This is a genomic window from Pantoea sp. X-Soil-MYKO-1289, assembly GCF_059730625.1.
In genome coordinates this window covers 81,485-97,458 of record NZ_AP036006.1, presented here as the reverse complement: position 1 = coordinate 97,458, position 15,974 = coordinate 81,485, and the positions used below count along the sequence as shown (strand labels likewise).

At 56.1% G+C, this 15,974-nt stretch carries 19 protein-coding genes and 1 riboswitch; of the genes, 6 read left to right on the top strand and 13 right to left on the bottom strand.

Annotated features, from left to right (window positions below; all coding sequences use genetic code 11):
• Positions 1–48: 48 nt before the first annotated feature.
• From AC6I7Z_RS22405 to AC6I7Z_RS22380, 6 genes are all read right to left on the bottom strand, one after another.
• Positions 49–945 carry a transporter substrate-binding domain-containing protein gene (locus tag AC6I7Z_RS22405; protein ID WP_497816007.1) on the bottom strand — a complete coding sequence of 299 codons (897 nt, stop codon included), beginning with the start codon at positions 943–945 and terminating at the stop codon, positions 49–51.
• A gap of 86 nt (positions 946–1,031) precedes the next feature.
• Complete coding sequence (locus AC6I7Z_RS22400) at positions 1,032–2,003, bottom strand: D-2-hydroxyacid dehydrogenase (RefSeq protein ID WP_497816006.1); 972 nt, start codon at positions 2,001–2,003, stop codon at positions 1,032–1,034.
• Positions 2,003–2,395, bottom strand: a complete 393-nt coding sequence (locus AC6I7Z_RS22395; RefSeq protein WP_497816005.1) for a RidA family protein — start codon at positions 2,393–2,395, stop codon at positions 2,003–2,005. Before AC6I7Z_RS22395 ends, AC6I7Z_RS22400 begins: the two co-directional genes overlap by 1 nt.
• Positions 2,396–3,043: 648 nt before the next feature.
• Positions 3,044–3,574 carry a DMT family transporter gene (locus tag AC6I7Z_RS22390; protein WP_497816004.1) on the bottom strand — a complete coding sequence of 177 codons (531 nt, stop codon included), beginning with the start codon at positions 3,572–3,574 and terminating at the stop codon, positions 3,044–3,046.
• Positions 3,575–3,588: 14 nt separating this feature from the next.
• Positions 3,589–3,957 (bottom strand): EamA family transporter, encoded by a 369-nt coding sequence (locus AC6I7Z_RS22385; protein ID WP_497816003.1) that lies wholly within the window; start codon positions 3,955–3,957, stop codon positions 3,589–3,591.
• A 16-nt stretch (positions 3,958–3,973) separates the two neighbouring features.
• The gene (locus tag AC6I7Z_RS22380; protein ID WP_497816002.1) at positions 3,974–4,123 is read right to left on the bottom strand and encodes an SDR family NAD(P)-dependent oxidoreductase; all 150 of its coding nucleotides are present in this window, start codon (positions 4,121–4,123) and stop codon (positions 3,974–3,976) included.
• A gap of 179 nt (positions 4,124–4,302) precedes the next feature.
• On the opposite strand from AC6I7Z_RS22380, the gene AC6I7Z_RS22375 reads away from it, so the two are divergent.
• Positions 4,303–5,277 (top strand): LysR family transcriptional regulator, encoded by a 975-nt coding sequence (locus AC6I7Z_RS22375; RefSeq protein WP_497816001.1) that lies wholly within the window; start codon positions 4,303–4,305, stop codon positions 5,275–5,277.
• 77 nt (positions 5,278–5,354) lie between these two features.
• Here the strand turns inward: AC6I7Z_RS22375 and AC6I7Z_RS22370 are convergent, their stop codons facing one another.
• The 7 genes from AC6I7Z_RS22370 to AC6I7Z_RS22340 all read right to left on the bottom strand — a co-directional run bounded on the left by AC6I7Z_RS22370 (position 5,355) and on the right by AC6I7Z_RS22340 (position 11,377).
• A complete protein-coding gene (locus AC6I7Z_RS22370; protein WP_497816000.1) occupies positions 5,355–5,648 on the bottom strand; it encodes a hypothetical protein in 294 nt (97 codons plus the stop codon).
• A 150-nt stretch (positions 5,649–5,798) separates the two neighbouring features.
• Complete coding sequence (locus AC6I7Z_RS22365) at positions 5,799–6,536, bottom strand: anti-sigma factor family protein (protein ID WP_497815999.1); 738 nt, start codon at positions 6,534–6,536, stop codon at positions 5,799–5,801.
• A complete protein-coding gene (locus AC6I7Z_RS22360) occupies positions 6,533–7,006 on the bottom strand; it encodes an RNA polymerase sigma factor (protein ID WP_497816085.1) in 474 nt (157 codons plus the stop codon). Before AC6I7Z_RS22360 ends, AC6I7Z_RS22365 begins: the two co-directional genes overlap by 4 nt.
• A gap of 45 nt (positions 7,007–7,051) precedes the next feature.
• Positions 7,052–7,591 (bottom strand): cytochrome b, encoded by a 540-nt coding sequence (locus tag AC6I7Z_RS22355; protein WP_497815998.1) that lies wholly within the window; start codon positions 7,589–7,591, stop codon positions 7,052–7,054.
• Positions 7,588–8,646 (bottom strand): catalase family peroxidase, encoded by a 1,059-nt coding sequence (locus AC6I7Z_RS22350; protein WP_497815997.1) that lies wholly within the window; start codon positions 8,644–8,646, stop codon positions 7,588–7,590. The genes AC6I7Z_RS22355 and AC6I7Z_RS22350 overlap by 4 nt, the downstream gene beginning before the upstream one ends.
• Before the next feature lie 140 nt (positions 8,647–8,786).
• Complete coding sequence (locus AC6I7Z_RS22345; protein ID WP_497815996.1) at positions 8,787–9,803, bottom strand: substrate-binding domain-containing protein; 1,017 nt, start codon at positions 9,801–9,803, stop codon at positions 8,787–8,789.
• A gap of 74 nt (positions 9,804–9,877) precedes the next feature.
• Positions 9,878–11,377, bottom strand: a complete 1,500-nt coding sequence (locus AC6I7Z_RS22340; RefSeq protein ID WP_497815995.1) for a PTS transporter subunit EIIC — start codon at positions 11,375–11,377, stop codon at positions 9,878–9,880.
• Positions 11,378–11,725: 348 nt separating this feature from the next.
• A riboswitch (guanidine-I (ykkC/yxkD leader) is annotated at positions 11,726–11,824 on the top strand.
• Between the two features lie 59 nt (positions 11,825–11,883).
• Between AC6I7Z_RS22340 and AC6I7Z_RS22335 the strand changes: the two genes are divergently transcribed.
• From AC6I7Z_RS22335 to AC6I7Z_RS22315, 5 genes are read left to right on the top strand one after another with little or no spacing between them, the layout of a single operon-like run.
• Positions 11,884–12,942 (top strand): putative urea ABC transporter substrate-binding protein, encoded by a 1,059-nt coding sequence (locus AC6I7Z_RS22335; protein WP_497816084.1) that lies wholly within the window; start codon positions 11,884–11,886, stop codon positions 12,940–12,942.
• 21 nt (positions 12,943–12,963) lie between these two features.
• Positions 12,964–13,779 (top strand): ABC transporter permease, encoded by an 816-nt coding sequence (locus tag AC6I7Z_RS22330; protein ID WP_312058624.1) that lies wholly within the window; start codon positions 12,964–12,966, stop codon positions 13,777–13,779.
• Positions 13,776–14,555: an ABC transporter ATP-binding protein gene (locus AC6I7Z_RS22325; RefSeq protein WP_497815994.1), complete on the top strand. Its 780-nt coding sequence runs from the start codon at positions 13,776–13,778 to the stop codon at positions 14,553–14,555. Before AC6I7Z_RS22330 ends, AC6I7Z_RS22325 begins: the two co-directional genes overlap by 4 nt.
• Before the next feature lie 3 nt (positions 14,556–14,558).
• Complete coding sequence (locus AC6I7Z_RS22320; protein ID WP_497815993.1) at positions 14,559–15,287, top strand: urea amidolyase associated protein UAAP1; 729 nt, start codon at positions 14,559–14,561, stop codon at positions 15,285–15,287.
• Between the two features lie 12 nt (positions 15,288–15,299).
• On the top strand, positions 15,300–15,935 hold the full coding sequence (locus AC6I7Z_RS22315; RefSeq protein ID WP_497815992.1) for an urea amidolyase associated protein UAAP2: 636 nt from the start codon (positions 15,300–15,302) through the stop codon (positions 15,933–15,935).
• Positions 15,936–15,974: the final 39 nt, after the last annotated feature.

Sequence of the window (15,974 nt, the reverse complement as noted above, 5' to 3'; positions counted from 1 at the left end):
GGGTTGCGCGCGCTGCGGCAACCCGGTTGATCGGGCTGAGTTTATGCATTAGCCGCGTTCAACCACCGGACGTTCAGCCGCGCTGCCCTGACCCCAGTAATCCAGCAATTTCTTCTGTACGCCGCTCGCCTGAATCACCTTCATGGCATCCAGCACCGCGCTGCGCAGCGTGGCGTTGTCTTTGGCGATCGGGAAGCCGACCATGATGGGCAGGTCGACGGTGAAGCCGCTTTGCAGCGTTTTATCGGCTTTGGCGATGGCGATGGCGGATCCCGCTTCGGTCAGGTAAATGTCCGCACGACCGCTTTTCACTGCCTGGATACTGTTATCCGTGTTCTGTACCATCAGCATGCTGACTTCCGGCTTGCCCGCGGAGGCGCATTTAGCGCTTTGCTCCGGCACCAGCTTGTTGGCTTCATAGGAGCCCGCCGCGGCGGCCACCGTTTTGCCGCACAGGTCGTCTACGCTGCTGATGTTTTTAGGATTGCCTTTTGCCAGGATAGAGCCGTCCTGCACCTGCATAGAGGCCACAAACGCGATCTGTTTCAGACGCTCATCGGTGACATACAGCATTGGGCCGATATCCGCGCGACCGCTGGCAATCGAGGTCAGCAGGACGTTGAACGAACCGGTCTGATAGCTGTGTTTTGCTCCCAGACAGCTGCTGATGCGCTCAAACAGCGAGGGATCCAGACCTTCAATAATGCTCGGGTCTTTCTCTGACGGGGCTTCAAAACCTTTGGTGTAGCCGCCAAGGCCCACCACCAGATCCTTGCCTTTCAGCGAGGGATATTTGGTTTGCAGCGCCTTGCACTGCGCCATCGCCGCAAAGTCGCTGGCTGTAGGCGTAATGGGATCGGTGCTGGCGGCGTGGGCGCTGGAAAGGCCCGCCAGCAGCGTGCCGGTGATGCCAGAGATGAACAGGGCGATGCGGGCAAATTTCATAATAAGGCTCTCCTGGTGCGGGTGAATGTGTAAGCGATGACCTTGTGTTTTATGAACGTCTTACGGTTTTTTTTGCTGCTGTTACGTCAGTACCCTTTTGCGACATCAACCTGGTTGCGCAGCGGCTCGCCACTGCGGTAACGCACCAGATTGTCGATAAACACCTCCAGGCATCCCTCCAGGTAGGCGCTGTGATCGTCGAGGCTGCAGTGCGGCGTCATTACCACGCCGGGCGTGTGCCACAGCGGATCCTCAACGGGCAGCGGCTCCTGCGGATAGACATCCAGCACCGCGCCCGCCAGCTCCCCGGCGCACAGTTTTTCGCGTAGCGCCGTGTAATCAAATACGCCGGCTCGTCCGACAATCACGACGCCCGCTCGGGCCGGTAATAGATCGAGGCGGCGGCGATCGAACAGCATGTCCGTCTGCGGCGTCAGCGGCAGTGTTGATACCAGCATGTCCACCTGCGGCAGCACCTCGTCGATAGCATCCGTGCGGATGCAGCGCGCGACATCGGCCTCACACTGGCCGCTGCGCGTAACGCCGATCACTCGGTAGCCCTGCGCGGTCAGCAGGTTGGCGGCGGCAGCACCAATGCCGCCTACACCGAGCATCAGCACAGTTTTGCCGCGCGCGCAGCCACCGAACGCTGGGCGCCACAGGCGCTGAGCCTGATCCTGTATAAAGCCCGGAATACCAAAGTTGAACATCAGCGCGGCCATCAGGATGAACTCCGCGCCCTTCGCGCCGTGGACGCCGGATGCGTTGGTCAAGGTCACGCCCTGCGGCCAGTACGCCAGCCACTGCTCAACGCCGGCCGACATCACCTGTACCCAGCTGAGACGCGGCGTGCTGAAGGCATCGAGCGCCAGCTTGCGGCCGCTCCACAATAGATCGCAGTGAGCAAGGAAAACCGCAGTTTGTGCTGGATCGCTGTTTTCCGTCAGCGTGAAATGGCTACGCAGTTTTGGCTCTGCGTCCAGACGCTGTTGCAGCTTTTCCCGTGACAGATGCAAAGCACGCGGGGCGCTGGCGTCATTTTCGATATGAATATGCATTAGCGCATCGCCGTGACTTCCATCTCGACCAGCAGGTCGGGATGGTTAAGCTGAATGCCGACCGTAGCGCGCGCCGGGAAGGGAAACTGGAAGAATTCGCCGTAGGCGGCGTTCATCTCGCTGAAGGTGCTGAGATCGGTGAGGTAAATCGTCACGCGCACCACATTATCGAAGCTCATCTGCGCTTCGCTCAGCAGCGCGCCGACGTTCTTTAAAACCTGGCGCGTCTGGCTGGCGATATCGCTGCCGGTAATCTCGCCGCTCCAGGGATCAATCGCCACCTGACCGGAGATAAACAGCATGGGTTCATGCAGCACCGCCGGGGAAAGCGGAGCCGGGCCCATTGGGCGGTCGGCAGCATCTATTCCAGGGTAGGTAATTACGCTTTTCATGGTGAAATCCTGACGGGATAAGTTCACCGCAATTTCGTATACGATCTGACCTGTGTCAACGTGATAAATCTCCAGGACAGGCTGATGTGCGCTTTTTTGGCTGAATGTTGGGTGGCTAATTGAATGTGTATATTATTGATATAAATGAAATAATAATGTTTTTGAATTTCTTGTTTAAAAGCGCAATCCCACCGTATACGATTTTCGTATACCTGACAGTCAGGCTGATTTCCGCGCCAGATTTGTATATGCCGTGCCGGAGTTTGCTCATAACTGAGTTAATCTGAGATCAGTTTCATGAGAGAAGAGGGATGAGTAGCCGGAAAGGGGTTTGAAGGGACGATCGCGCATCTCATTTAACATAAATAGCATTATGCGAATAAATCCTTCATTCAACCTGAGCAATAAAACCAGCCTCGCGCTCCTGCGCAGCGCGACTCTTCGTCGCGCTGAGAAAGCGCCAGCCAGATCTTTGTTTGTTTTTTATTATTCTGGTATTGCTAAAGCATACAACCCTCCGAAATGTTAACTTCCAGAGGGTCAGTGAGTGGCTTTTTTCAGTAGTTTCTAGTAACTGCAAGTGCTACACCTTCTCCTCCACCGATGCACAATGCAGCAATGCCTCTGAATCGATTGATTTTGAAAACACTACGCCAAATACGGCTTTTTTAATAACCCTGATAATTGACCTTGTCCAAGTAGCACACCACAAATGGTGATAACTGAACCAATTATCTGAATGCTACCAGGTACCGTCCCTGAAAACATCTGTACCAGAATGGCAAACAGTGGAACAAAATTGAAGAACACTGATGTTTTGCCAGGCCCCCGAATAGAAACACCAATTACCCAGAATAAATAGGCGAGAACAGAGCCTGCAATTCCCATATACAACTCTGCCAGATGACTCGCTATTGTTGCTTCAGTGAGCGAACTGAAAGGTTGCTCACAGCTAAAGGCTATTGCTGTAAGGAGCAATGCACCGAACAACATTGTCCAGGCAGTAGTTTCCAGTGGAGTCGATTCCGATACCATTGCTCTGGTTCCAACAGTATATACAGACCAGCCGAGACTACCGACAAAGATAATAATATCTCCATAAGAAAAATTTAATGTCCCTCCTGTTAGTATTTCTCCATTTGATATCACCATTGATACCCCAAATAAGCTTACCACCATGCCTAAAACTCTTATTAATTGTGGCTTTTATTGATTATTGCCTCAAGTAAATTGGCTGAAATCGGTGTTGTGGCCATAATCAATACCGCTGTAACTGGACTGGATGTCTGTAAGCCAACAAAAAGCGCGCCGTTAAACCCTGCTACACCAATAGCGCCGAGAAAGATAAATGCCACGATATTCTTTTTTAGGGAATTATATGTCACTAATTTTTTAAAAAACATATAAATGAAAATTGCCATCACCGCTATAAGAAAACGTTCAGCTGATGCTGACCATGGTTGTATAGAAGATATTGCCACTCTGGTAGCCTGAAAATTGGACCCCCAAAAAAAAGTTGCCAGTAATGATAATAATGCCGCAGTTTTCGGAGAGACTTTCATTCTATTTTAATCCTCATTATTCTGATACCATAAAGGAGCATCGAGTCGCATTGAATTTTGAAGCTGAATATGCAACCTTATGACCTTCTTTTAGCAAACTCTTCACAATAGCAGCGCCTATTCCACCACCACCGCCTGTTACCAAAACGTTTCTTTTTAAAGTCATTTATATTATCCACCTTATCATATTAAGAGTAAGTATTTGCCAGTGATTGCAAGCAACAATTAATTGCCTTTTATTCAGGCAATCAAAAAGCATAATATGCCGCAATATTATCTTCGCTACACTTGTCGTTCCAGGCATGTATAATAGATACACACTTGATGGCATGAAAATAGTTAAATATGAAAAGTGAATTTTCATTTGTGAAAAATACAATCTCCAGGAAGCTTATCTGGGATGATATTCATATGTTTCTGGCCGTTGCTCATTCAGGCACTTTAGGAAATGCTGCAAAGGCTCTTGGATTGGGTATAGCGACAGTGGGTCGTAGGGTTGAGCGACTTGAGAAATCACTTGGGCAGCGACTTTTTGTTCACCATCAGTCGGGTTATAAATTAACTGCCGAGGGTAAAGCTCTCTTGCCTCAGGCAGAAATGATTGAAGCATCTGTGGTAAGCCTTTTATCCCGAGCTACCGAACCAAAAGAAATTGCTGGTTCTGTACGCCTTGCAACCACAGATATGCTGGCCAATGAACTTATTTTACCTGCGCTATATCAGTTGCAAGAGAGTCATGCATATCTGAACCTGGAAATAGTTACCGACAGTAAAATCGTTAACATTCATCAAGTTGACGCTGATATTGCATTACGACTGGTGAAACCAGAGCGGGGCAATGTCACCGTCAGAAGGCTAGGGGTGATGGGATTTGGACTTTATGGCAGTAAAGAGTTTATCGATAACAATAAATTCGCTTCACAGGAAGAACTTTATACACAGGGGCGCTTTATCGGCTGGACAAAACAACAATCACATCTGCCAACGGCAAAATGGCTTAAGGAAAAACTAGATGGTAAGCCTCTCATTCTGGAAACATCTTCCCTGGCCTCTCATGTCGCAGCAGTGGATGCCGGTGCGGGCATTGCCTTGCTCCCTCATTTTGTGGCTAATCGCCGTGGCTTAGTTTGTCTTGATATCCCCTCTGATATCGACTATCCGCTATGGCTGGTTACCCACTCTGATTTGTCTCATACCCCCCGTGTGCGGGCCGTTTCTGAGTTTCTTACGAAACTGGTTCATTCGAATACAGACATCCTTGCTTTTCCTGTCACTTATTACGAAGGCTGGTCGCAGACAGGCAATGAACTTGGTACCTAAAATTCAGAGGTGAGTGCTTATATGAAACTGAAGGCTGAGAAATGGCGTACCTGGTACTTGATGCAGCCAGGAATAACTTAATTCACATCATTGATGTTTTCATCAACCCCGTCGATGTCACCGGCACAGGCGATAAAAAGGCCATACATGGCCAAGGAGGCATATTTAACTTCAGCGCTTTTTTTTCTCTGTTTACGGGTGGAGACTGCCGCCGGCACCCGCAGCTCGTCCTTTATGTCGTGAAATTTTTTTAATATTTTATATAAATTTTTAACGAGGCATAACCATATAAACCTCACATTGTTAGTACTTTTAAACTGTACGACATCCAGTATGCGATACTGGTTGGCGAAATTCTCGCGCTCCGCCATAGAGTCAGGGTCTGCCTTTTGATACGAGTTATAGCCTGCTTCTGGAATACCCCCTTTCGCGAAAAAAGCGAATCTCCGCGATTAAGCAACGCGGTAATTGCAACTCTTTATAATAATCAATCTTACCGTCGATGAAACGGATCGCGAACCTTACCCCGTCACCTGCGCCACCGCTTTGCGCATGTCGCCGGTCGCCGCTGCATCAAGCGGCGTGACCAGCGCATAATTGTAATGTTCATCGCTCCAGTACTGCGCCATCACATCCTCCGCTTTCCGCTCGCCGTGCGGCAGCTTAACCGGACTGAGCGGTCGGATATACCAGGCGACGCGGGTGCCGTGCGGATCCTGATAGATCACCAGCGCCGCCGGGCCCTGCGCGGTGGCGATCAGGCGTGCGCCGAGCGGTTTAAAGCCATACTGCTCCAGATTAGGCGGCAGATTGCCGTTAATAAAATAGCGCCCGACCCAGCTCGCCAGCTCGTTTTGCTGGCTGGCGACCACGTCCATCGGCGTCAGCGTCGCATTGCCGAACAGCTTATAGGCCTGCACCGCATCTTCCATCGGCAGATGACCCGCCATCTGCGAATCTTTCAGCTGCCAGCCGGTAAAGCCGCCGACGCTAAGGGATAAAACCAATACGCAGGCAAGCGCCAGTTTTCGCTGCCGCTGCTGCCGCGCGCGGCGGCGAAAAGCGTGCGGCTCCGGGGTTTCCAGCGTCTGCTGTTGCTGGTGCATCGCCTGTCGCAAAAGCTGCATCTCATAGCGTATCTCCGCCACGCGGCCGGCAGCCTGAGGATCCTCCGCCAGATAACGCTCGACGCGCCGCGCGGTGGCGTCGTCGGTTTCGCCATCTATCCAGGCGTGCAGCTCCTCTTCATCGGGTTTCATTTCAGTCTCCTCAGCGGTAACGGCTTAACCTTACCTTCTAATTTATCATGCAGCAGTTTGCGCGCCCGGGAGAGACGCGACATCACCGTTCCCAGCGGGATATCCAGCGTCTCGGCCGCCTCTTTATAGCTCAGCCCCTCCACGCTCACCAGCAGCAGTATGACGCGATAATCGGTCGGCAACGTCGCGAACAGCGCCAGCGTATCGTCTGCAATCGCCATCGACTCGGTCGAGCTACTTAGCGCCTCCTCGCCGGTAAAAAAGGCGAGAAGGGTTCGATAGCGCTTCCGCCGCCGCTCGCCGTCGATAAACTGTCGATAAAGAATGGCGAACAGCCAGGCGCGCAGGCTCTGCTCATCCCGACTCTGCGGCGTTCGCGTCAATGCCTTGATTAAACAGCTTTGCACTAAATCATCAGCGCTATGCGGGTTGCGAGTCAGCCACAGCGCGAAGCGTTGCAGATGCGGCATCACGTCCCGGATCTCTTCATCGGTCAGCTGTGACACAGGCTTTCCTCAGCGTTTGCGGGTTCCCGCCATACTGTTAAACACGCCGTCGCGCAGCACCAGCGCATGCAGCAATGCCGCCGCCAGATGCGCCATAATAGTCAGGAACAGCAACAGCGCGACGATGGAATGCAGCGGACGCAACAGCGCGTACCAGTCGTTATTCACCGGCACGATGGCCGGCAATACCCATCCGCCGCCGAGAGTCACCGGATAGCCCGCCGCCGAAAGCATCGCCCAGCCAATCAGCGGCTGCGCCAGCATCATCGCATACAGCGCCCAGTGCGACAGGTGCGCCAGGGTGCGCTGCCAGGCGGGAATCGAGCCGGGCAGCGGCGGAATGGCGGTATAAAAACGCAGCCACAGCCGAACCACCACCAGCACAAATATCATCAGGCCCAGCGGTTTGTGAATCGCCACCAGCAGGCCGTGCAGCGAGGAGACGGTCGACACCATCGCTACGCCGATAAATAACATAGTCATTATCGCCAGCGCCATTAACCAGTGCACCAGACGCAGCGCGGGATGGAAATAAGCTACCTGTTTCATAATGGGTGACCTGCCTGTTCAGACTGTTCGCGGGTGCGCTGGTTGTAGGATTTGGCATAGGCTGCCGAGCGCGCATTCAGTAAGGGATCGTCGGAGGCGGCGATGCCATCGGGTAAAATCAGCGGATCGTAGTTGATATCGTTGCACGGGCCCTGCTGCTGAGGCAGCGTGCGGGTCACCACCAGCGTCCCGGCATTAATGGTCCGGCGATCGGCGGGCCAGACTTTCGACGCGTCGTTACCTGTATCGCCCGCGCCCGCCAGGGTCACCATCAGATCCCATTTCAGCGGCCCGTTCGCCAGGCGCTGCGCAAGATCCTTTTGCAGGAAATCTTTGTCGGTTTTCTCTTCCGCTGTCTCAGGCTGACGGGGCGTTTGCGCCACCATGCTCCAGCGCACCAGATGCTCAGCGTTGGCTTTGTCGATAAAACGGAACGCATTCAGGCTATTAAAGCTGTCGCTGCTCCAGCTGGATGAGGGCACGTATCCTTTTATCCAGGCGAGAAAAGGTTTGATTTCCGGGTGCTGAAGCACAAAAGCTTTCATTTTGGCCGGATCGGGTTTGCCGGTGGCCGGATCGGGCCGCGAAGCGACCTGCTGATCGTAGAAGCCCTGCACAGTGGCAACCGGGAAGAACGGAATCGCGTTCATGCCGGTACGCCACTGCTGCCCGTCCGCCTGCTGAAACAGCAGCGCCATACTGCGCACCGGAACGGCATAATCGGGCGCATTGGGGTTGCCGCCGGCGATGGCGAAACGCCCCGTTACCGGCGTCGTTGCGCCCTGCGCGAACAGCGGCGCGCGCGAAAAGGCGCTGGCGTTGCCGTTTGCCGTAAACTTGCCGATGACGCACACCCCTTTGGCGTGGTTGCGGCGATATCCCGGATGCTCGCCGCCAGACTGCTGTAGCGTCGTTACCAGCTTATCGGCGGAAAGCCGCTGCGGCGTCAGCCAGCCGCCGGCCCATAAAAACACGATAATCAGCGCCAGCGGAACCGCGCCGACCAGCGCGAGGCGCGCGACTTTCTGGCCGGTGGAAAGTGGAGAGTTCGTCATAGGATAGGATCGCCTGTTTGCAAAGAGCGCATAAGACGAACCAGCAACAGCTTTATTCCCGAGGAGTGAGATTTTTTTTTGCGGCGGCGGGGAAGCCGCTCAGGCTGCCGGTAACAGCGAGAAAAACAAGCGGAGCCCGATCATGCCGACTCCCGCACCACCAGTTCGCCGCTCAGCAAGATACGCTGCCTGGGCAAGTCAGGATCCCTGACGCTGCTGATAATCAGCTCTGCCGCCTGCCGTCCGGTTTCCTCACTCGCGGATGAGACGTAGGTTAAGGAGGGAGAGGTAAGATTGACCTGCAGCATATCTTCAAAGCCCATCAGCGCCACCTGCTGCGTCAGAAACAGATCCTTGCCCAGCGTGCGTCCGACCTGATGGATACCGCTGATGGCGCCAATCAGCGCCGTCGACGAATGACAGAGCAACGCGGTGATGGTGTTGTTTTTTTCCAGCAGCTGGCGCGTCGCCAGGCTCGCCGCAGAGGTATCATCGCTGCAGGCAGGCGCGAACTCGTCCTTGTGCACAATGCCGTTTTGCAGCAGGCTGGCTCGCAACCCCTGTAGCCGCTGTGTCCGCAGCAGCGAATCCGCCTCGCCGCCGATATAACCGATATTACGATGGCCGCGATCCAGCAGATAGCGCGTCGCCAGCGCCGCAGCCTGGCGATTGTCGCGCATCACCAGGTTGCACGTTTCGCTGATCAGCGTCTGCGAGACCACCACAAACGGCAAGGGGCAGCGCTGCAGCCGCTCCGGCACGGTGGGATTCACGGTGTCGGACGTCAGGTAGATAATGCCCGCAACGCCCTGCTGTTTAAACGAAAGCAGGCAGCGTTCCAGGCTCGCCTCGTCATCGTGCGGCTGCCCGAGAAAGAGCATAAAGCCCTTTCTTTCAAGTTCCTTTACCACGCTCGCCATCACCTTAACGGTATAGCTGTCGCTGAAGTCGCAGAGGATCAGCCCGATCAGATTAGAGGTGCTGGCGCGCAGGTTGGCGGCGGCGACGTTATGCACGTAACCCAGCCGCTGGATAGCGGCCTGAACCTTCTCGATAGTCGCATCGGAAATCTTGCCTTTCTGCCGCAAAACCAGCGAAACGGTAGAGACCGATACGCCAGCCTCTCTGGCCACATCGATGATGCTGACTTTTTTCAAACCTGCTCCTGATAACAATCCGATCCATTATTCCAGCGCCCTCTCCCGCCGAAGCCGGAGAGAGCCGCTGCCTGCTATTTAGCCATCATGGTCGACATCGTCTGCGCGATAAACTGCGCGCGGGCGCCGAATATCACCTGAATGCCCGTATCGCCGACAAACACCACCCCGCGCGCGCCGACGCCGTTCAGGCCATCTTTATCGACCAGCTCGCTTTTCACCACCTCAAGCCGCAAACGGGTGATGCAGGATCCGACAGTATTGATATTTTGCGCCCCGCCAAGCAAGCCGATAATTTCGGTGGCAATGTCGTTGTCCGATTTATCGTTGATATTCGCCGTCACAAGGGTGCGGCCTGGCGTTTTGATATCAAAGCGCCGGATAACATAGCGGAAGGTGAAATAATAAATCAGCCCCATTGGCACGCCGATGATCACGGCGTTGAGGAAGTTAGTCTGATAGCCGTTGAACGAGGGCAGAATGCCGAAGGAGAGGTAGTCGATAAAACCGGCGGAAAAGGATTTCGCGATATGCGCATGCATCAGATACATCATCATGTAGGCCAGGCCCGCCATGATGGCGTTAAACACGTAGAGGATCGGCGCGACAAAGATAAAGGTAAACTCAACCGGTTCGGTTATCCCCGTCAGAAAGCAGGTGAGCGCGGCGGAAAAGAGGATGCCGGCGGCGATTTTTTTATTGGCCGTTTGCGCTTCGTGATACATCGCCAGGCAGGCGGCAGGCAGGGCAAAAAGCATCAGCGGAAACTCGCCCTGCATGAACTTGCCGGCGTTCTGATAGGAGTCGCTGCTAAAGGATTTAACCCCCTCTTCCAGCATCTTAAACCAGATCGTCTGATCGCCGTGGATCACCTGGCCGGCGTGCGTAGTGTAGTCACCGAACGAGTACCAGAAAGAGGGATACCAGATATGATGCAGCCCGAGCGGAATTAACGCGCGCTCCACCAACCCGAAAATAAAGGTGGAGGCCGCCTGATTATCGCCGTTCACCACCACCGAAAGCGCATCGATGCCCGACTGGATATGCTGCCAGATATAGGGCAGCAGCAGCCCCATCAGAAAGGAGAGGCAGGCCGTGGCGATGGCGACGAAGCGCTTGCCCGAAAAGAAGCCGAGGAACTCAGGCAGCTGCAGCGTGTGAAAGCGGTTATAGCACCAGGCGGCCAGGATGCCGCAGAGCAGACCGCCAAACACCCCCATCTGCAGCGTGGGAATGCCGACCACCATCGCATATTTCCCTCCCTGCGACGCCATCTCCGGGGTAATGCCCATCACCGTGCCGATAGTGATATTGGTAATAAAAACCGAGACGGCGGCGGAGAGCGCCGCAATGCCTGACTCAGACGCCAGCCCGACGGCGGAGCCGATGGCGAACAGCATCGGCAGGTTATCGAAGATAACGCCGCCGGCGTTCATCATCAACGGCAGATGGAATTTGTCGCCGAACGCCAGCAGCAGGCCAGCGGCTGGCAACAGCGAGATGGGCAGCATCAGCGCGCGGCCAATCATCGATAGTTTGGATAACGACTTTATCAATCCTGAGAACAGACTCATGCTGCTTTCCCCGATTTAAGACCCTGGATGACAGGTTTTAGGTGCTGTTATAAGTGGTAGAACGTTCTACCCATCATTCGAGAAGCCTGTTCAACAGGCAACTGATATTTGCCTTTCAGCCAGAGGATTTACTGATATTTTTGAAGTGGATCGTAAAAGCTCACCCATGAGATCGCTGCGCTTCAGGCGGCGCGCTTTTCTGGTGCATTGCCCTGAAATCACTCCCCGCCATGGCTTTTTGCCTTCGCCGCCATTTTCAAGCTATTGATAGAAATAAATATTTTTTTCTGGCACACAACTTGCTTGACTCTGTCAGTCAGGCAGCGCGACAGACAATCTGAGTTTGCAACAATAGCTGGCTAGGGTTCCGGTTCACCTGAGTGAATGTCTGGTCCGAGAGCTGGCGACCTCTGCGAGGTTACACGGCGGGAAAAAAGCCCGGGAGACAGCAGCACCTTTTGGTGTCGCGCTGCCCCTGCTTTTTTTGTCTCCACCAGAGGTCAATGATGAAAAGATTTCCGTTGCTCCGTTCGCTCGCGCTGTCGCTGGCGCTGCTGACCACCTTCCCCTCTTTCGCCGCGGTAAAAAAAGAGTTCACCGTCTGCTGGACCATCTATGCCGGCTGGATGCCCTGGGGCGCCATCAGTAACGAAAAGATTATCGATAAATGGGCCAGTAAATACGGCATCAAAATCAACATCGTCCAGCTCAACGACTATATCGAATCCATCAATCAGTACACCGCCGGTCAGTTTGACGGCTGCACCATGACCAATATGGATGCGCTGACCATTCCGGCGGCGGGCGGGGTTGACTCCACGGCGCTGATTACCGGCAGCTACTCGGATGGCAATGACGGCATCGTGCTGAAGGGCGCCGGCAAGACGCTGGCCGACCTCAAGGGCATGGATGTCTACCTGCCAGAGCTTTCCGTTTCTCACTACCTGCTGGTTCGCGGGCTGGAAAAAGCGGGCCTGCAGGAGAAGGACGTCCGCGTCGTCAACACCTCGGACGCCGATATTGTCTCCGCCTTCGGCACGGACAGCGTGCGCGCGGCGGTGGCCTGGAACCCGCAGCTCTCCGCGATCAAAAGCACGCCGCAGACCAGCGAAGTCTTTAGCTCCTCTCAGGTGCCGGGCGAACTGATCGACATGATGGTCGTCAATACGCAAACCCTGGCGGACAATCCCGCGCTGGGCAAAGCGCTCACCGGCGCCTGGTTTGAGATGATGGGCAAAATGCAGGCGGGCGATGAGGCCGCGCTGAGCGCTATGGCCTCAGATGCCGGCACCGATCTGGCAGGCTACCGCGCTCAGCTTAAAACCACCCATCTGTTCTGGACGCCGGCCGAGACCCTGCAGTTCGTCGCCTCCGCCGATCTGCCGAAAATAATGCAGCGCGTGGCGCAGTTCTCTTTTGACAAAGGCTTGCTGGGGCAAGGCGCGCAGAGCGCTGACGCCATCGGCATCCGCTTTCCCGGCAACGTTACCCAGGGCGACAGCAGCAACATCAAACTGCGCTTTGACGACCGCTTTTTGCAGATGGCGGCCGCGGGCGAACGCTAACGGCCGGCGAGGGAGAGACGCATGCGACACATTAACCGTCATCCACGCCAGGGCATGCAGATCATGCTGATGCTGCTGCCTTTCGTGTTGATTGCCGCCGCGTGGTTTATGGGTTCCGCCGTCAGGCTGGAAGCCAATCCGCACGACAAACTGTTGCCCGGCCTGGGGCAGATGCTGGATGCCGTCCAGCGGATGGCCTTCACGCCGGATAAACGCAGCGGCGACTACCTGCTGTGGACGGATACGGTCTACAGCCTGATCCGTCTGCTGACAGGACTGGGCATCTCAGCGCTGCTGGGGCTGACCATCGGCGTGATGGCAGGCGTCTTTCCCCTGCTTCGCGCCTCGCTGTCGCCGCTGATGACCGTGATCTCGATGATCCCGCCGCTGGCGATGTTGCCGATGTTGTTTATCGTTTTCGGCCTCGATGAGCTGTCGAAGGTGATGCTGATCGTCATCGGCATCACGCCGATGCTGGCGCGCGACCTTGAGCAGCGCGCGCGGGAGATCCCGGCGGAGCTGTTTATCAAGGCGCAAACGCTCGGGGCCAGCAGCTGGACGCTGGTGCTGCGCGTAGTGCTGCCGCAGCTGTTGTCGCGCCTTCTCACCTCGCTGCGTCTGCTGCTCGGATCGGCGTGGCTGTTTCTTATCTCGGCGGAGGCGATCTCCGCCACCGCCGGGCTGGGCTACCGCATCTTTCTGGTGCGTCGCTATATGGCGATGGATGTCATTCTCCCCTATGTCATCTGGATCACGCTGCTGGCGTGGCTGATGGATCTTGCGCTGCGTCAGCTGCATAAAGCCTGCTTTCCCTGGGCGGAAGGAGGCCGGGCATGAGCTTTATCAACATCAAAAATATCTGGCAGGAGTATGGCGACCATACCGTGCTGGAGCGCATCAATCTGCAGGTCAACGCCGGTGAGTTCTGTTCCATGGTCGGCGCGTCCGGCTGCGGCAAGTCGACTTTCCTGCGCCTGCTGTTGGGTCAGGAGCGCCCGACGCGCGGCGAAATTACGCTGGACGGCGCGCCGCTCACTGCCGAACCGGATCGCCATCGCGGCGTGGTCTTTCAGCGCTACTCGGTTTTTCCGCACCTGAAGGTGCTGGATAACGTGGCCATCGGCCTCGAACTGCCCGCCTCGCCGGTGTTTGGCCGGCTCTTTGGTGGCAGAAAGCGAGCGGCGCGCGAACAGGCCGCGCAGATGCTCGAGCGCGTCGGTTTGAGCCAGGCGCTGGATAAGTATCCGGCCCAGCTCTCCGGCGGCATGCAGCAGCGCCTGGCGCTGGCGCAGGCCTTTATGATGCAGCCGCGCGTTCTGCTGCTGGATGAACCTTTCGGCGCCCTCGATCCCGGCATTCGTAAGGAGATGCACGCCCTGCTGCTGCAGCTGTGGCACGAAACCCGGATGACGGTGTTTATGGTGACGCACGATCTGGCGGAGGGCTTCAACCTCGGCACCCGGCTGCTGGTGTTCGATAAGGTGCGCCACGATCCCCAGGCGCCCAATGCGTACGGCGCGCGTATTACCTATGACATTCCCCTCAATGAAACGCGGCTGTCGCAGATGCGCGCCGCCAGCCGCGACAGCAACGTTTACGCACTAAGGAGTTAGACCATGACGCAACTTTTTCATACCGCCTCTTCTCTGCGCGAAGATCGCGTGCCGGGCGGCGGACAGCGATCCTTTATTTTACGCCGCGGGCAAATCTTGCGGATGACCGATATCGAGGGCGGCGGCAACGTCAGCGTGATGATGCTCAACCCCCATGAAAAAAGCGAAAGGCTCAATCTGCCCGACACCCTGAAGGGACAGCACACCGCGCGCCTGACGGCCGGCCACTGCTTCTACTCCGATATGGGACGCGTGCTGGCCGGCATTGTGGCCGACAGCTGCGGCTGGCACGACCCGTTCGGCGGCGTGCTGAATGCCCAGGAGACGCGGGAGAAATATGGCGTCGGCCGCTATCAGGAGCGGCGCAACGAAATGTACCGCAACGGCACCGACAATCTGCTGGTTGAGATGGGCAAATGGGACCTGCGCCAGGAAGACCTGCTGATGGTGGTTAACTTTTTCAGCAAGGTCACGGTGGACGCGGACGGCCGCTTCTCTTTCTGCCCCGCGCATGCCGCGCCGGGCAGCTTCGTCGAGCTGTACGCGCCGATGGACGTGCTGATCGTGTTAACCGCGCTGCCGCATCCGCTCGATTCCAGCCCGGTTTATGCGCCGCGCCCGGTGCAGCTGAGCTGGTATCAGGCAGAGAGCGAGCAGGCGGCGCTTCAGGCCCTGCATACCCGCCCGGAAAATCAGCGGGCGCTGACCTATACCGCGCTGTTCGCACACTAAAAGGAGCCAGCCATGAATCTCGTTACCAGCAGCCTGAAACCGGCGGACGCCGTGTTTCGCCACGTCATTCCGGCCGGCGAACCCTTCCTGTTTGAGATCAACGCGGGACAAACGCTGCGCCTGCTCGATCTGGAAGGCAACCAGGCGATCGACACCCTGTTCTACCACGCCAGGGAGCCGCGCGAGCGTTACGATCCGCAGCGCACCCTGCGTCGTCAGGGCAACGCCTACCTCACCACCGGCAGCGTGCTCTACTCCAGCTTCGGCAATCCCCTGCTCACCATCGTGGCGGACACCTGCGGTCGTCACGATACGCTGGGCGGCGCCTGCGCGCAGGAGAGCAATATGGTGCGCTACGACGCGGAGAAGCGCGATATGCACAGCTGCCGCGATAACTTCCTGTGCGCCTGCCTGCACGACGGCCGCCTGCAGAAGCGCGATATCGGCGCCAACGTTAACTTCTTTATGAACGTGCCGGTCACGCCGGAAGGCGGACTGACGTTTGCAGACGGCATTTCGGCGGCGGGCAAGTATGTCGAGCTGCGCGCGCACTGCGACCTGATCGTGTTGATTTCCAACTGTCCGCAGCTGAATAACCCCTGCAACGGCTGGAACCCGACGCCGGCAGAAGTGCTGGTGTGGAATTAAGCCGCCCCGCTTGCGCGGCAGATCGGCCCTGAGGACGAC

What these genes read in the sequence shown, in the direction of transcription:
- AC6I7Z_RS22405 (WP_497816007.1), bottom strand. Translation starts at nt 945, where the DNA reads ATGAAATTTGCCCGCATCGCCCTGTTCATCTCTGGCATCACCGGCACG.
- AC6I7Z_RS22400 (WP_497816006.1), bottom strand. Translation starts at nt 2,003, where the DNA reads ATGCATATTCATATCGAAAATGACGCCAGCGCCCCGCGTGCTTTGCAT.
- AC6I7Z_RS22395 (WP_497816005.1), bottom strand. Translation starts at nt 2,395, where the DNA reads ATGAAAAGCGTAATTACCTACCCTGGAATAGATGCTGCCGACCGCCCA.
- AC6I7Z_RS22390 (WP_497816004.1), bottom strand. Translation starts at nt 3,574, where the DNA reads ATGGTGGTAAGCTTATTTGGGGTATCAATGGTGATATCAAATGGAGAA.
- AC6I7Z_RS22385 (WP_497816003.1), bottom strand. Translation starts at nt 3,957, where the DNA reads ATGAAAGTCTCTCCGAAAACTGCGGCATTATTATCATTACTGGCAACT.
- AC6I7Z_RS22380 (WP_497816002.1), bottom strand. Translation starts at nt 4,123, where the DNA reads ATGACTTTAAAAAGAAACGTTTTGGTAACAGGCGGTGGTGGTGGAATA.
- AC6I7Z_RS22375 (WP_497816001.1), top strand. Translation starts at nt 4,303, where the DNA reads ATGAAAAGTGAATTTTCATTTGTGAAAAATACAATCTCCAGGAAGCTT.
- AC6I7Z_RS22370 (WP_497816000.1), bottom strand. Translation starts at nt 5,648, where the DNA reads ATGGCGGAGCGCGAGAATTTCGCCAACCAGTATCGCATACTGGATGTC.
- AC6I7Z_RS22365 (WP_497815999.1), bottom strand. Translation starts at nt 6,536, where the DNA reads ATGAAACCCGATGAAGAGGAGCTGCACGCCTGGATAGATGGCGAAACC.
- AC6I7Z_RS22360 (WP_497816085.1), bottom strand. Translation starts at nt 7,006, where the DNA reads ATGCCGCATCTGCAACGCTTCGCGCTGTGGCTGACTCGCAACCCGCAT.
- AC6I7Z_RS22355 (WP_497815998.1), bottom strand. Translation starts at nt 7,591, where the DNA reads ATGAAACAGGTAGCTTATTTCCATCCCGCGCTGCGTCTGGTGCACTGG.
- AC6I7Z_RS22350 (WP_497815997.1), bottom strand. Translation starts at nt 8,646, where the DNA reads ATGACGAACTCTCCACTTTCCACCGGCCAGAAAGTCGCGCGCCTCGCG.
- AC6I7Z_RS22340 (WP_497815995.1), bottom strand. Translation starts at nt 11,377, where the DNA reads ATGAGTCTGTTCTCAGGATTGATAAAGTCGTTATCCAAACTATCGATG.
- AC6I7Z_RS22335 (WP_497816084.1), top strand. Translation starts at nt 11,884, where the DNA reads ATGAAAAGATTTCCGTTGCTCCGTTCGCTCGCGCTGTCGCTGGCGCTG.
- AC6I7Z_RS22330 (WP_312058624.1), top strand. Translation starts at nt 12,964, where the DNA reads ATGCGACACATTAACCGTCATCCACGCCAGGGCATGCAGATCATGCTG.
- AC6I7Z_RS22325 (WP_497815994.1), top strand. Translation starts at nt 13,776, where the DNA reads ATGAGCTTTATCAACATCAAAAATATCTGGCAGGAGTATGGCGACCAT.
- AC6I7Z_RS22320 (WP_497815993.1), top strand. Translation starts at nt 14,559, where the DNA reads ATGACGCAACTTTTTCATACCGCCTCTTCTCTGCGCGAAGATCGCGTG.
- AC6I7Z_RS22315 (WP_497815992.1), top strand. Translation starts at nt 15,300, where the DNA reads ATGAATCTCGTTACCAGCAGCCTGAAACCGGCGGACGCCGTGTTTCGC.